General features: G+C 72.7%; 11 protein-coding genes. 5 read left to right on the top strand and 6 right to left on the bottom strand.

What is annotated here, in order from left to right; genetic code table 11:
- The first annotated feature begins 247 nt into the window (after nucleotides 1-247).
- The 3 genes from AB0910_RS13905 (at nucleotide 248) to AB0910_RS13895 (ending at nucleotide 2,502) form a co-directional block, all read left to right on the top strand.
- On the top strand, nucleotides 248-1,192 hold the full coding sequence (locus tag AB0910_RS13905) for a MurR/RpiR family transcriptional regulator (protein WP_366744809.1): 945 nt from the start codon (nucleotides 248-250) through the stop codon (nucleotides 1,190-1,192).
- Nucleotides 1,193-1,225: 33 nt separating this feature from the next.
- Nucleotides 1,226-2,194 carry a BadF/BadG/BcrA/BcrD ATPase family protein gene (locus AB0910_RS13900; RefSeq protein WP_366744808.1) on the top strand — a complete coding sequence of 323 codons (969 nt, stop codon included), beginning with the start codon at nucleotides 1,226-1,228 and terminating at the stop codon, nucleotides 2,192-2,194.
- A 113-nt stretch (nucleotides 2,195-2,307) separates the two neighbouring features.
- Nucleotides 2,308-2,502, top strand: a complete 195-nt coding sequence (locus tag AB0910_RS13895; RefSeq protein ID WP_366744807.1) for an antitoxin — start codon at nucleotides 2,308-2,310, stop codon at nucleotides 2,500-2,502.
- 71 nt (nucleotides 2,503-2,573) lie between these two features.
- On the opposite strand, the gene AB0910_RS13890 is transcribed toward AB0910_RS13895, so the two are convergent.
- The 4 genes from AB0910_RS13890 to AB0910_RS13875 form a co-directional block, all read right to left on the bottom strand.
- A complete protein-coding gene (locus AB0910_RS13890; protein WP_366744806.1) occupies nucleotides 2,574-3,128 on the bottom strand; it encodes a DoxX family protein in 555 nt (184 codons plus the stop codon).
- Between the two features lie 240 nt (nucleotides 3,129-3,368).
- Nucleotides 3,369-3,611 (bottom strand): hypothetical protein, encoded by a 243-nt coding sequence (locus AB0910_RS13885; RefSeq protein ID WP_366744805.1) that lies wholly within the window; start codon nucleotides 3,609-3,611, stop codon nucleotides 3,369-3,371.
- Nucleotides 3,595-3,846: a DUF6400 family protein gene (locus AB0910_RS13880; RefSeq protein WP_366744804.1), complete on the bottom strand. Its 252-nt coding sequence runs from the start codon at nucleotides 3,844-3,846 to the stop codon at nucleotides 3,595-3,597. The genes AB0910_RS13885 and AB0910_RS13880 overlap by 17 nt, the downstream gene beginning before the upstream one ends.
- Nucleotides 3,847-4,232: 386 nt before the next feature.
- Nucleotides 4,233-7,994: a kelch repeat-containing protein gene (locus AB0910_RS13875; protein WP_366744803.1), complete on the bottom strand. Its 3,762-nt coding sequence runs from the start codon at nucleotides 7,992-7,994 to the stop codon at nucleotides 4,233-4,235.
- A gap of 360 nt (nucleotides 7,995-8,354) precedes the next feature.
- On the opposite strand from AB0910_RS13875, the gene AB0910_RS13870 reads away from it, so the two are divergent.
- Both AB0910_RS13870 and AB0910_RS13865 read left to right on the top strand, forming a co-directional pair.
- Nucleotides 8,355-8,531, top strand: coding sequence for an LAETG motif-containing sortase-dependent surface protein (locus AB0910_RS13870; RefSeq protein ID WP_366744802.1), 177 nt, complete (start codon nucleotides 8,355-8,357; stop codon nucleotides 8,529-8,531).
- Between the two features lie 138 nt (nucleotides 8,532-8,669).
- Nucleotides 8,670-9,215, top strand: a complete 546-nt coding sequence (locus tag AB0910_RS13865) for a hypothetical protein (RefSeq protein ID WP_366744801.1) — start codon at nucleotides 8,670-8,672, stop codon at nucleotides 9,213-9,215.
- A 278-nt stretch (nucleotides 9,216-9,493) separates the two neighbouring features.
- Here AB0910_RS13865 and AB0910_RS13860 read toward each other — a convergent pair whose 3' ends face one another.
- Both AB0910_RS13860 and AB0910_RS13855 read right to left on the bottom strand, forming a co-directional pair.
- Entirely contained in the window at nucleotides 9,494-12,157 is a 2,664-nt protein-coding gene (locus tag AB0910_RS13860; RefSeq protein WP_366744800.1) for a Helicase associated domain protein, read from the bottom strand.
- A 78-nt stretch (nucleotides 12,158-12,235) separates the two neighbouring features.
- A complete protein-coding gene (locus AB0910_RS13855; protein WP_366744799.1) occupies nucleotides 12,236-12,808 on the bottom strand; it encodes a hypothetical protein in 573 nt (190 codons plus the stop codon).
- Between the last annotated feature and the right edge of the window lie 579 nt (nucleotides 12,809-13,387).

Raw genomic sequence — 13,387 nt, 5'->3', positions numbered from 1 at the left:
TCCGCGCCCCGACTGTGCGCGCACCCCTGGCCCAAGTCAAGGTGCCCGGTGCAGAATTGACCAGGAAACCCAGGAAACGAGGACACCGGGCCATTCGGCCCGGAGGCGACCAGGACAGCGGGAACGACGGAGACGACGGCAGATGAAGAACAATTCTTCGTCACACAGCACTCACGGCGCACACGGCACTCACGGCTCGAACACGGCCGCAGAGGCCACCGCAGGCACGACCGCGGAGACGACCGCAGTGAGGACCGCGTACCCGGCCGCGCGCCCCGCCGCGACAGCCGCGCCCGTCCCCGCCCCCCGCGCCGCCGCACCCGGCGTCACCGACCGCATCAGGGAACTGCTCCCCACCCTGCCCGAGGCCCAGCACACCACCGCGCGCCTCATCCTCGAAGACCCGGCGGCCGCCGCCCGGATGACGATCCTCGACCTCGCGGACGCCTGCGGCGTCTCCACCGGCTCCATCACCCGGTTCTGCCGCAGCCTCGGCCTGCCCGGCTACTCGGCCCTGCGCCTCGCCCTCGCCACGGACACCGGCCGCAGCGAACGCGAGACCTGGCGGGCCAACATCGGCCGGGACATCTCCGAGAGCGAGGACGTCAGCGCCGTCGCCGCCGCGATCTCCGCTGGCGTACGGCACACCGTCGGCGAGACCCTCGCCCGCGTCGACCTCGCCGCGGTCGAGCAGGCCGCGGCGGCCATCGCGGCCGCCCGCAGGGTGGAGATCTGCGGGGCGGGCGGCAGCGGCAGCACGGCCGCCGAATTCCACCAGCGCGTGTACCGCATCGGCGTCCCCGCCTGGTGCACGGCCGACACCCAGGTCGCCCTCACCGGCGCGGCGCTGCTCGGCCCCCGCGACGTGCTGCTCGCCGTGTCGCACAGCGGGCGCACCCGCGAGATCACCGACCTCGCCGCCGAGGCCGCCTCACGGGGCGCCGCCACCGTCGCCGTCGTCGGCGACCCCGCTTCCCCGCTCGCCCGCCGCGTCGACACCGTCCTCGCGACCACCGTCACCGCCGAGGGCCCCGCCGACCACACCATCCTCAGCAGACACGCCCAGATGGCCGTCCTCGACCTGCTCTACATCGCGCTCGCCCAGCGCACCTACGGCCAGAGCACCGAGGCCATGGCCGCCACCACCGAGGCCGTCAGCCCCTACAAGCACCCTCGCAGCCCCACGCCGTAGAGCCGCTCCAGGACCGCACCCCCGAGGAGGACCGTGCCCCGCACCGTACGGACACCGGGCGGCGACCTCGTCCTCGGCATCGACGCGGGCGGCACCCGCACCCGCGCCGCTCTCGCCCCCGCCCGCCCCCGCGAGACGCCCGCACCTCTCCTGGCCACCGGCACGTCAGGACCGGGAAACGCCCTGTCCGTACCGGAGGAGACCCTCGCCGGCCACCTCGGCGAGGCGGTCGCCGCCGCCGTGCCCGCCCCGTCGCGGCCGCGGGTGCGCGCCGTCGTCGCCGGCTTCGCCGGGGGCTCGGCCCACCCCGGCGACCCGGGCCGTGCCCGGGCCTCGCACGCCCTCGCCCGCGCCCTGGCCGCCCTCGGCATACGCCCCGAGCGCAGCCGCGTGTACGGCGACGTCGAGATCGCCTTCGCGGCCGCGCCCGCCACCCCGGACCGCGGACTCGTCCTCATCGCGGGCACGGGCGCCGTCGCCGCCCGGATCGCCGACCGTGCCGTCACCGCCACGTCCGACGGCAACGGCTGGCTGCTCGGCGACGCCGGGAGCGGATTCTGGATCGGCCGCAGAGCCGTGCGCGCGGTGCTCGCCGCCGCGGACGAACGCGGCGCGCCCACCCTGCTCACCGCCGCCGTGTGCGCCCACTACCTCGGCACGGACCGGCCCCCTGCCGACCTGCGGGACCGCCTCGTCCGCGCGGTGCACGCCCGCCCGGTCCTCGACCTGGCCGGACTCGGCCCGGCCGTCGCGGACACCGCAGCCCACGGCGACCCGGCAGCCCGCGCCATCCTCACCACCGCGGCCGAGCGGCTCACCGCCACCCTCGCGCCCCTGGCCCCCGCGCCCGGCGAGCCCCTCGTCACCACCGGCGGCCTCCTCGGCCCCGGCGGGGTGCTCCTGCCCGCCCTGCGCGCCCGGCTCGCCCCCCTCGGCCTCGCCCTGCACCCGGTACGCGACGGCCTCCCCGGCGCCACCGCCCTCGCCAGGACCCTGCTCTGACGGAACCCCGCTTCACCCCATCGAGCGATCCCCGGGAGAACGGAGGAATGCCCTGCGAAGACCCGGGTACCTGCCGTCGAGTACGACGAACGAGCGAACCAGGGAGGTATCCCATGGGCAAGCTGGGAGACATGGCGAACAAGGCCAAGGAGATGGCCAAGAGCCACCCGGACCAGGCCGACAAGGGCGTGGAGCGCGCCGAGCAGATGGTCGACGAGCGTACGGGCAACAAGTACGACTCCCAGACCGACAAGGCGGCCGACGCCGTACGCCGCTCCTACGGCGACAAGGACAAGCCGGCCCACTGACCAGGCCTCCACCCCGGCCCCCTGAGCACCCCTGCTCAGGGGGCCGCGCCGTGTACGCGCCCGGCGCCCGCCTAGTGGCGGATGACCAGGAAGACCGCGGCCGCGACGAGGCCGAGCAGCACGGCGATGCCCCCGTAGCCGATCCGGTGCTCACGCAGCACGGGCAGCGAACGGTCCACCGCGAACCTGCCGGGACCGGTGAGCGCGACGACGCCGGCGAGGCACGCGAGCAGGAGCTCGTACTCCAGGCCCTGCGGAGCGAAGAAACCGCCCCACTTGATACCGGCGGCGTTGATCATGTCGCCGAGGAGCGCAGCGGCCGCGAGCGGGGTCAGCAGCCCGAGGACGATCGCCACGCCGCCGCCCGTCTCGATGAGCCCCGCAACCACCGCGAGGAACTTGGCCGCCGGATACCCGCTGGCCTTGAAGAACTGCGCCGTGCCGTCGACGCCACCGCCGCCGAACCAGCCGAACAGCTTCTGCGCGCCGTGCGCCGCCATGATCAGTCCGAAGACGACACGGAGCAGAAGGAGCCCGGTGTCCTGGGCCGTCGAGGCGGTGGCCGCCGGTCCGCCGCCGACCGCCTCGGAGCCGCGCTGCCGGGCGAATACCTGCTGGATCGTCATGCTCGCTCCGTCGACTAACTTGAGAGTTCAAGGATTACGGGACACGACCCTACAGGCGACCATCCGCGCTTCCAACTTCCCGAGCGCAAACAGCGCGTCCGGGCGCACGGCAGCACAGCCCCGGCGAACACGGGTGAAGGGCATACGAAAGGCACGGCATCGAACGCGGCTCGCGAGGGCGGCGGGACAAGGCGCCACGGCCCGAAGGCGCCCCGGCGCGGTGCGCGGCGGACGGGTGCCTCAGCGCCGGGGCGGCATCCCGGGACCGGCCGCGCCGGGCCGGGTGTTCCACGACCACGCGTGCGCGCACCGCGGGCACTGGAGGTGGACCACGGGCCCGTTGTTGGAGATCAGATAGCGCCAGTGCTCGAAGCAGTTGCGGCTGCTCGCGCAGGCCGCACAGGAGCGGGCGTCCCGGCAGACAGGGCAGTCCACCCAGGCCCGCCGCCCCGGGTCGGCCTGCGGGTCAATGGGGAGCCGCACGACCCGGCCCCTCCCCGGGCAGCACCCCCGCGGCGACCAGCATGTCGTAGGTGCGCTGCTGCTCGGCGTCGAGCCCCGAGTACAGGAGGGCGTACGCCTCGTCCTCACCGGTCAGGGCGGCCGCCGGGTCCCAGTGCTCACCGAGCGCGGCCACCACCTCGGCGCGCCGGCGCGACTCGTCGGCGGTCAGGTCGAACGTGAAGGCCGTCAGGCCGGTGCTGTCGTCGTGGTTCATCGCGGGACTTCCGAGGGGTATGGCGCTTCCCCCGCAGGTGTACCAGCCGCCGACCCCGACCGGAAAGGGCGCTTCCGCTTCCGTCCGGTCCGGCCGGGACGCGGCTCCCACCCGCACAGAGGCCGGGGGAGCGCCTAGTCCGCGCCGCGCGCGGACCGTTGCCGATCGCGAACCGCGGCACCCGGGCGCGGCCCACCGGCGGCGCCGTGACGCACTTCACGGACCACCGGACACCTTTCGCAGGCTCGCGAGCTCGCGGGGGCCGGACCCGCGCCCCAGCGACAGCGAAAACTTCAAGGGGAGTGGCGCAGCGGGCGGGCAGGCCGGGTGGCCCGGTCACCACCCGGACCACCCGGCCTGCCCGCCCCCTGCCGCCCGACCCTCGCCTACCTCCCGGGACCCGCAGGCCCCGGCACCACATGGAAGGTCACCGCGCCCGACGGCAGCGCGTAGGGCGTGTCCGTGCCGAAGTCGAGGCGCGCCCGGTAGTCACCGGGCCCGCTCGCCGCGACCGCCCGCGCGTCCAGGACCACGCTCACCGTCGCGCTCGCCCCGGGCCGCAGGGTGACCCGGTGCGCACCCTCCGCGAGCCAGGGGACGTCCGCGTCCGGATCGACCGCGTACCCGGGCAGGCTCTCCACCGCGGAGGTGACGGCCAGCCCACCGGTCCCGCCGCCCACCTTGGCGAAGCCCAGCGCCCCGCCGCCGCGGTAGGTGGCGGTCGCGGCGTCGGGCAGGGCGCTCCAGGCGTCGGTGCGCGGGTCGTAGCCGAAGCTCTGGTTGCTCAGGACATCGCCGTCGACACCGCCCGCCACCACCAGCAGGCCGTTCGCCGCCGCGTACGCGGAGCCCCACAGCGGTACGGGCATGTCCGCGACCCTGCTCCACGCGTCGGTTGCCGGGTCGTAGACGTACGTGTGGGCGACGTTCCCCGCTTCGGTCGCGCCGCCGCCGCAGTAGAGCCTGCCGGCGACCGGCGCGCAGGACACCCAGGAGACCGGCTCGGGATAGTCGGCCGCCTCGCTCCAGCTGTCCGTGGCCGGGTCGTACACCGTGACGTCAGGGACGCCGCAGTCCACGTCGCAGCCGCCGACCAGATAGAGCTTCCCGCCCAGTACGGCGGAGCCGGAGCCCGCGTGCGGACGCGGGTCGGGCGCGCCCGTCGACCAGGTGCCGGACCCCGTGTCGTACACCTCGAGCTTCGCGTCGGGCGACTCGTCGGTGCCGGACCAGCCGCCCGCGATGTAGAGCCTGTCGCCGACGAAGCCGTGGCCCGGCGCCTCGCGGGCGTCGGTGGCCGGGGCGAGCGGCTTCCAGGTGTCGGCGCCGGGGTCGAGGACGTACAACTCGTTGCTGTCCCCTGAGCCGTTGATCGAGAACCCGGGGTCACCGAACCCGGAGTACAGCCTTCCCTGGTGACTGTCCGCGATGTTGTCCATCACCGCCGTCGGCAGACTCGGCGCGCGCTGCCAGCCGTTGACGGCGGGCGGCGCCCCCTGCCGCCCGCCGGAGGCCGAGCCCGCCGGTGCAGTGGCGGGGGCGCGGCCCAGCGGGTAGTCGCCCCTGCGGCGGCTCAGCGGCGCGCCCCGCGCACCGTCACCGAGCGGCGTGCCGGCCTGTTCGCCCAGCGTCAGAGTCGCCGTGGCCGTACCGGTGTTGGTGACCCGCAGCTTCCTGGTGACCTGCTTCCCCGGCGCCGCGATGGCCTCGAAGCTGCCCGGCCGCACGCTGAGCCGGCCGGCCTTGAGGGAGTAGGAAGCGGCGGTGGTGCGGTCAGCCCGTACGGTCAACGCCCTTGAATGGACAGCATAGTTGCTCTTGGCCGCGGTGAGCGTGTGCCGGCCGGGCCCGGGGACGAACAGGGAGAAGTACCCGTCGTCCAGGGTCGGGTCCTCGGGCGTGGCCACCGCCTGGGTCCGCACGGCGGGGTGGCCGCCCTCGGCGACGGCGGCGCCGGTCGCGGCCAGCCCGGTGTTGCCGTCCCGCACGGTGCCGGTGACGATGCCCCCTGGTGTCGGTGTGAAATCGCGCTGCCCGACGAAGACGTCGTCGACGCCCCAGTACCAGGCCCCGGACGCCGCGTAGTGGAACCGCAGTTGTACGGAGGGCGCGCCGGCGTAGTCGGTGAGCGGGACGACGACCGGCGTCGGGCCCGCGTAGTACACGGTGTCCGCGGGAGACCACACCGTTTTCCAGGTGGCCCCGCCGTCGTCCGACGCCTCCACCCCGAAGTCCATGCGCGCGGGGTTGTAGGTGTACATCGTGTCGAAGGCCAGCTCGGGCGTGTCCTTGCCCGTGAAGTCATAGACGGGGCTGGTCAGTTCGGTGTCCTGGCTGGCGTCCCAGCCGTAGTACGTGCTGTCGACCACGGCGAAGGAGCCCTTGCCGCCCGTCTGGTTGCCCTCGTGGGCGGGATCGTCGAACTCCCAGCCCCCGGTGGTCCCCTCGGCGTTGCTCACGGTCCAGCCCGATGGCGGCGCGGTGCTGGAGTCGAACGTCTCGGTCGGGCCCGTGAGATGGACGGCGTAGCCGGGGGCGGTGGCGGTCCACGGATCCGCGGTGAGCCTCAGATCGACGGTGACCGGCCGGGCGCCGACGTGGATCTTCCTGGTCAGCGCGCGGTACCCGGGCGATACGGCCGCCACGTCGAGGGTGAAGTCGGCGTCGCGCGGCAGGGTCACCCGGTAGGCGCCGGTGGCGGGGTCGGTCCACACGGCGTTGGGGTCGCCGGCCACGCCGATCCTCGCGTACAGCGGCCAGCCGTGCCCCGAGCCGTCGGTGACCTTGCCGGAGACGGTCGCGCTCGGCACCCGGTCGACCGTGACGTTGCGGGTGACGGTGGCGCCGTCGGCGACCGCGACGCCCTTCAGCGTGCGGGTGGCGTATCCGAAGGCGGTCACGGTCACGTCGTGCCGGCCCGCCGGCAGCGCGAGGCTGAAGCGGCCCGAGGCGTCGGTGCGCACCGCGTCGGTCCCCGAGGCGACGGTGGCACCGACGACGGGCTTCGCGGTGGCCCTGTCGGTGAGCGTCCCCGACAGCTGTCCGTGCGGCCCCGTGCGGAACGACTGGAGCCCGTCCGGGCTGCCGAGCCCGGTGGGCCCGTCGTATCCCTCCGCTGCACGGCACAGGTACGCAGGGTCGCAACTGCCGTTGCTCCCTGAGGAGATGTCGTTGAGCCCCGCGGGATTCCTATACGGGTAGGAGTTCGGGTAGGTGCCCGCAACCGGCTCGGCGGCGTCCGCGTACACCGAAGCGATGATCGGCGCCGACGCGCTGGTCCCGCCGTAGACCGACCAGCCGGCGTTGCCGTAGGTCTGGTAGACCGCGACGCCCGTCGCCGGATCGGCCACCGCTGACACGTCGGCGACGGCCCGGTGGTCGCACCCGCTGTCCTGCTGGAACGCCGGCTTGGGCTCGTAACGCGAACACCCGGAACCCGCGTCGGCCCAGGCCGCCTCCGACCACCCGCGGGCGCTGTCGCCGTCGCGGCTGAGCGACGTACCGCCGACGGAGGTCACATACGAGGAGGCCGCCGGGTACGAGACGCCGTAGCCGTAGTCGCCGGACGAGGCGACGACCGCGACGCCCGGGTGGTCGTAGTGGGTGTCGAGGGACGTGGTCTCCGACGGGTCCTCGCCGCTGCCGGGGCCGGCCCGGTAGTCGGTGCCGTACGAGTTGGACACGTACTTCGCGCCGAGACGCACCGCGGTGTCGACGGCCGCGCCGAGGTTGTCCGCGCTCGGGTCGTCGCCCTCGACCAGCAGGATGTGCGCGTTCGGGGCTGTCGCCGAGACCATGTCCAGGTCGAGGGATATCTCGCCCGCCCAGTCGCTGTCCGCCTGCGGATAGTCGTCGCCGCCGCGCTGGTCGGCCTTGGTGAAGCACCCCGAGGCCGAGGTGCACGCCGGGAGCCCGAACTGCGCGCGGTAGACGGCGAGATCGGCCTCCGCCGCAGGATCATCGTAGGCGTCCACGATCGCGATGGTCTGCCCGGCGCCCCCGTCGGCCGGCAGGTCGTAGGCGCCCTGCAGATCGGCGGGGCCGTACCCGGCCGGTGCCACCGCGCCGCGCAGCCCCCGCGCGGCGGGCACGTCCGTGCGCCGCAGCGCGAAACAGGTGAACTGCCCCGCCTCCGCCGACCCGCACACGGGCCTGTAGGCCGGAACGCCACCCCCGTCCGCGCCCGGCGCCGCATCGCCCGCTGCCGTCCCCGCCCCCGCCGCCGCGGCCCCCGGCGTCTGCACCCCGAGCACCACCAGAGCGACAGCCCCGAGCAGCGCCGCGGCGCCCCGCCCCCGCCGCCCCCTGCCTCTTCGCCGCCCGGAAAGCCCCGATTTCCCGTACCTGCCCACCAGCAACTCCCCAGAGACGCGCCGAAAACCACCCCTCGGAGACCACAGGGCAGCCAACCGCACAGTGAGACCATGACCGAGCCATGTCAATAACGCCTCCCTGGAAGCCCACCATCGGCCCGGCGCGGTGCCGGTTCGACCGGTGGTTCCGGCTCGGTGGGCTCTGCGGGTGGTTCGGCGGGCGATGCTTCCCAGCTGCGGGGTGGCAGTGTCCTCGCGGCCACCGGCGCGAGCGACACGACCCCGCTCGTGACCCTGGCCGCGGCCGCCCTGGTCGCCGGCGGCGGCGCCCTCTGGGCCACCCGCCGACACGCGGCACACCGCACCAACTGACCGCCCCCGAAGACCGCAGGCGCCCCGGCTGTCCCCCTCACGGACAGCCGGGGCGCCCGCAGGACCCCGTAGCGAGGACAAGACCCGCCCCAACGCCGCCCCCAACGGCGCCTGATGGCCGCACGATAGAGTGCTCGTGTGCCTGATACCGGGAAAAACGTGACGGAAGACGGCCGCTACGAGGTGCTCGAAGAATGCGTCATCGCGTGGTACCGGGCGGGCGAGGACGCCCTCGCCGGCGGCTGCTGGCAGCCCACCCTGCGGGAGCGCTGTCTCGTGGGCGACATCCTGAAATCCACCATCGTTCCCACACCGGATGAACCCCCCTACGACGGCGAGCCGTTGTGGTGCCCCTTGGCGCGCGTATCCCGCTGGGCACCCGTCTTCCGGCTGGCCTCGCTGGCCGGTGGCTGGGACATCGAACGGAACCCCCGCCCTCCCGCGGGCTACGAGAACATGAACCTGCGACGGCTGACAGACGGTCTCTACCCGTTCTTCGCACTGATCGAGCAATGCAGCGACCTGCACACCGGCGTATGGCAGGAGCAGTCCGAGAAATCAGCCGACACCCGACTCCAAGAGCTCATCCCGTCGCCCCGCACACGACTGCGCGACGCGGAGCGCGTGCACATCCACTCCATCACCATGATGCTCAGCAACGTCCTGAAAACCCCCGAGGGGTGATGCACCCCCGCACCCCACGATCCGAGACCCGAACGCACCGCCGCGAGCCCCGGATCTGACAGGCCCCCGACGGCAGTCCGGCGACCGGGCTTTCCTTCCCGCAAGCCCGGTGTGGGGTTGGTGGTTGTGGTGTTGTCGGCCGGCCTTCGCCGGCACCGTCTTCGAGGGCTCAACAGCCTCGGGCTCAGCCACGTTCTCACTGGTCATCGATGTACCCTCCATGATCGGGAGTTGCACCGAACGATTTACGGTCCCTCAGCAACCCGACAGCCCTGCTGCTAGGCCCACTTGACTCCGAGTGCAGCGAGTGCGGCACGCTGGTCGTGGGTGAGTTTGTCCCGGCGGCTCTTGGTGTTGGAGGTCCATACGCCCAGCTTGTGCTGGTGTTCCTGGCCGTTGATGACGACGGTCTCGACGTGCCGTCTTGGTACTGTTTTGTGGGTGCCTTCGCGTTGGATCCATTGTTCGAGGGCTGTCAGGCCGCGTTGGAATGCCTGCTGTGCCTTGCTCGGACCCTTCGTCGCGGACGTCGTCGCCGGGGTGATGGCCACGGGGAGGGTCGCGCCCTGCACGCCCAGTGCCTCCAGGCGCTCGCGCTGCTCGGGCATCAGCTGCGCCCAGGTGCCCGGCTCCTGCTGCCGCCACCGCCACGTGCCGATGTCGTCGCCCTCGAACGTGACGCCGGGCGCGATGTAGGGCAGGACGCCGTCGGCCTCGACCAGGTCGGCGAGCACCCGGTAGTGGCGTTGCCAGTTGAGCGGCCAGGGGCAGTTCCAGTCCGGGTCGATCTCCGTCAGCTGCTTCGCGCGCTCCGCCGCCCGCTTCGGGTCCTTCCCCAGGCCGCCCTTGCGCCGGAGGTTGGCCATGTGCTGCCCGATGGGCACCATCGCCTCGCCCTCGCCCCATACCGCGTCCTGACGCGGCGCGAGGTGCCCGGTTGCCCGCCGGTACGACCGGAGCGCGGCCAGCTTGGCCTCCCACGCCTCCTCGCCGGGCTCCCACACCATCCCGGCCTCGGGTGCGTCCAGCAGCGTCTTGCGCCGCTCCTCCAGCTCCCCGGCCCGCAGCGCCTTCCTCTGCTGGTGCACCCACCGTCCAAGCGGAAACGCCTTCGTCGCCCCGACCTCGACCTCAACGTCATACGGGACGGCGTAGACGCCGGTGATCTCGTTCTCCGCCCGCCACCGCAGCAGGGCCTGGTAGCCCTCCAGCCACACCAGCGACTCCGGCCGGTAGACCCGGGTGCGCAGGAACGCGGCGATCGTCGCCGCGTCGCGCGGGCTGGAGAAGTGCAGCAGGGCAGACTCGGCAGCGGCGTCGGTGTCGTCCTGCTCCTGGTCCTCGCTGTCGCCCTCTCCGCCGGCCCCGACGATCCGCCCGTCCTCATCGCGCTGGAGGTGGACCTTGCGCTTGCCGCTGGTGAGCGCGCGGGAGGCGAGCTGCTCGACCAGGCGCTCATCGTGGCTGCGCAGGCCCTGGAGCACAGCTACAAGGGGGCGGAAGCTGGCGGAGGCGACCATGTCGGTCGGGTCCTCGCCGGGCTCCAGGAACACCGGCACGATGATCCTGGCCACCTTGGTGGAGCCGTCCTTGTTGAGCCTCAGCGCGCGGCCGATGTTCTGCACGATCTCCACCTGGGAGCCGCGGGTGTCCGCGAAGCAGATCGAGTCGACTCCCCGCTCGCCGGTGATGTCCACGCCCTCACCGAGCACGCGAACGCTGGCGAGGAAGGCGCGGTGGACCCGGCGCCCAGCTGCGTCGATGCCGTTGGCGAACTGCCTGATGACCTCGCGCCGCTCGGTGACGAGGTGGTCGCCGCACAGCCACGCCGACCACACCCGGTCCGGCGGGACGTGGCGGCCGGCCTCGAGTTCGTAGAACTCCGCGTCGATGCAGGACTTCGGCAGCTTGTCGGCGGCGGCCAGGTCGTCGTCGGTGGCGTCGTTGACGTACAGCTCGGCAGCCGTCTCCGGGAGCTGCTCCGCGAACGCGGCGGCCTCCTCCACCTTCTGGTGGAACGTCATGACGGTCTTGAGGTTCCACTTCGCCGCGTGCTCCAGGAGCGCGGTCTTCAGGAGCGCCAGACGCCGACCGCGCCGCGCCTCTTCGGACTCCCCGATGACGGGGGAGGGGTCGCGGATCTCCAGGACGTCGATCTCGAACCCGGCGAGGATCTCGCGCTCGATCGCCTCCGAGAGCCCAAGCTCGGCGAGCCACGCGCCGTAGGTGCCCTCCGGGTCGTCGGCCATGGTCGCGATCTCCGCCTCCTGGCCCTCCGCGCTCTTCTGCGGGCGGGCCGCGGCGAGGATGCGCGGGGTCGCGGTCAGGTAGAGCCGGAAGTCCGCCGGGATCCGCTGGTTGTCGTGGATCGCCGCCCATGGACGACCAAGATCACCGGCGGTTCCGTGCGCCTCATCCACGATCGCGAGGTCGAAGCCCGCCATGCACTGGCCGTACAGCCGCTCTCCGCCCGCCAGAGCGGCCTCCAGCGGCCCGCGAACCTTCCGCTCGCCCTCGGGTGCGTCGATGTCCTCGCGGTCCACCAGGGAGGCGTACGTGGCGAACACGACCACCGGCCCGGACCCGGCCCACAGGGCGAGCTGGATCGGGTTGGTGGTGGTCTGCACGCCCAGCTCCTTCAGCACCGGGTCGTTCTCCAGAGAGCACACGGCGACCATCGGGGCCCGGTGACCCACCAGGCGCCACGCCTGGGCGGTCTGCGCGAGCAGGTCCAGGGTGGGCACGGTCACGAGGATCCGGCCGTCCGCGAACGACTCCAACGCGCACGCGGCGGCTGTGATCGTCTTACCCGAACCGGTCGCTGACACGATCGTGCCCCGGGCACCCTGCGGGGGTACAGATGACCTTGCAGAGAATCCCACCCACCTGCGAAACGCGGAGCGCTGATCTACCTGGTGTTCCTTGAGCTGAATCGCTGACATTTCCATGTCTCCCCGAGCGTGAATGTCTGTGGTCTTTTAGAGGGCCGCGTGCGGAATGCAGGCCGCGCCCAAGTCGTTTTAGATCGAGGCATCCGTCTTGTGCCAGCCGCCAGGCTTTCCGTCCTTGAAGGGCGGCTTGTCGTCCGGGTCGTAGTGACCGGCATCGAGCGTGCAGACCACGACGTCCCCGTCCGCGTTACGCGTCCGAGCCGTGCACAGACCGCTGGCCTTACCCAGCGCCTCCAGCACCCGCCGCCGCGCCGTGGTGTGCGGATGGGGGCCCGGCAGCACGCTCTCCCGGACGAACCTCTCCAGCCGAACCAGGTCGGTCCGCTCACGCTGCCTCACGTCCGCCGTGTGTACGGCCATTTCAGAGGAACCGGCCAACCGGCCGCCACGCCGGGACCACTCCCGGTCCGCGATGCCCACCAGGGCCTCGCTCACGGCCCTCACGCCGTCATCCCATCCGTACGCGAACAGCGAGCCCCGAGAGGCCGGCGCCACGCCGCCCAACTCCACCACCTGGCACTGCGCCCCGGCGACCGCCCTGGCCTCCAGGTCGTCCGCCTCGCTCGCAGGTAAATCCTGCGCCTCCAGGAGCGCGAACACCTTCAACCGGGCGTTCACGCCCGCAGTCTGGTACTGCGTCACCCGGCGCACAGAATCGCTGCTCAGCGCAGGGTCCGGTAGATTCGCGGTGACCGGTCATCTGCGGTCGTTCCTCTCGGAATTGCGGGGAGTTCCCGGGTGATTGTGGGGGTGTCTCGTATTTCCGCCAACGGTACATGGTGCATCAATCTGATGCACCCACTACACTGGAACCCACACGAACGAGCGACCCCCACCCCTCGTAGCCAGCCAGGCCCGCGTCAGCGGGCCCTAACGGTTCTGGAGGCGCAGCCGGAAGGACCGTCAGGCGGGGGAGCGCAGCGGACCCGCCAGCCAGGCTGAAGTGAAGCGAAAGCCTGATAGCGGGGCGGAGCCCCGCAGGTCCGGGAGCGCAGCGGACGGACCGTCACCCTGCTTGCGCAGCAAGCAGGGTGTGCGGGTGGCGCAGCCACCCGCCAGCGCTCCCGCGGAGCGGGTACCACATCGCTGCGCGATGTGCAAGCGAACACCCGCGCTGCGCGCGGGTGTTGCGCGCTCCCGGCCGGCCTAGCCATGGAGGCTCCCGATGCGCCACGTGCTGATCCTCGGCGGCACCACCGAGGGCCGGCGCCTCGCCGAGGC

This window comes from Streptomyces sp. NPDC047002, assembly GCF_040704505.1.
Taxonomy (GTDB): Bacteria; Actinomycetota; Actinomycetes; order Streptomycetales; family Streptomycetaceae; genus Streptomyces.
This window is presented reverse-complemented; position numbering and strand designations above follow the sequence as displayed.